At 35.7% G+C, this 1,360-nt stretch carries 1 protein-coding gene; it reads right to left on the bottom strand.

All coding sequences use genetic code 11. The features are described from left to right. Positions 1–32: 32 nt before the first annotated feature. A partial coding sequence (locus tag ACRCJ0_RS14210) for an ATP-binding cassette domain-containing protein (protein ID WP_431390873.1) occupies positions 33–1,360 on the bottom strand: 1,328 nt, incomplete at its 5' end.

A 1,360-nucleotide genomic window follows, 5' to 3' on the forward strand; every position in this document is an offset into this window, starting at 1 on the left:
AGCCCGTCAAGATAACCTTAGTTATAAATTAGTCATGTGCCTAAGTGCAAAATACCATCTAGTGATGCTTCAATCTCGCTGTGTAGATGATGTGTAATCATAATCACGGTCAGACTTGGATCTTTCATTAAATCTTTTTCAATTTTCAAGGCCGTCTCCTGGTCAAGTGAGGATGTCCCTTCATCAAGTAAAATAATGCTTTTACCATGAGCCAACCCTCTCGCTAATGCTAATCGTTGCCTTTGTCCGCCCGATAATAAACGTCCACTTTCGCCGATATCTCCATCTAACTGTCCATTCAAATCTTGTACAGTTGCTTCTAAACCAGCCTTTTTGAGCGCAGCCCATATAGTTTCATCAGAAAAATCATTATTCAAACTCACATTATCACGAATTGTTCCTTCAAATATATAAGGTGTTTGATCTAAATACATCACTTCTTGTCGAATATCAAAGCCATCAACTGCTTTCAACTCATTACCCATCAAACGAGCTGATCCAGTATAATCAGTTAATTTACCATTCAAGATGTTCAGTAAGGTGGTTTTCCCTGACCCACTTGGCCCAATAATGGCGTATTTATGCCCAAAATTAAAATGATAGTCTAACTCTTCAAAAACAAACTGATTATCATAAGCATAGGATAATTTTTTCAAATCAATACCAGTTTCATCTACAACAAATTTATCATATATAGGTTGGTCCACTTGTTCAATAGACGCAAATTTTTCAAAGATTGGATATACCATTCGAACTTGTGTCCAGTAATTCGTTATATTCCCCACACTATTAAAAATTTGAAAACTTAATCCTTCTGTTGCAGAAATCGACCCAATTGAAATAACTTGTCGAAAAGCCAGTACAGCACTCAAGACCCAAACACCAATTTGTCCAATTAGATTCCCAGATGCACCAAGAATAGCTGAATAAGTGACTTGTGTATGTTGGTTAACGGTTGATTGAGCTACCTTTTTAGAGCCCTCTTCAATGCGACGCGTAATACGAGATAAGAGATTATAAGAAAATAGTGTATCAAATCCTTGCAGTGTATCAGTAACAATCTGCATAAATTTTTCTTCTTCATGGGTTACTTCAAGTGTAGCTTCTTGAACTCTTTTAGTCACTAATTGAGGCAACCATAAGGTAAAGATGGCAGAAATCAATGAAAATAACAGGATTGACCAATGGAAGTATAATAAGGCAATAATGGCACCAATACCTGTAATTGTTAAGGTAATAATTTCATATATTCCAGCAAAGCCATTTTCTTCAATAGTATTTATATCATTTGTCAACCATGAGGCGAACGATGATGAATGTTTGTCATGAAAGGCTTGATAAGACAATTTTTCAATAGATT

This window comes from Aerococcus sp. L_32 (genome assembly GCF_050689315.1).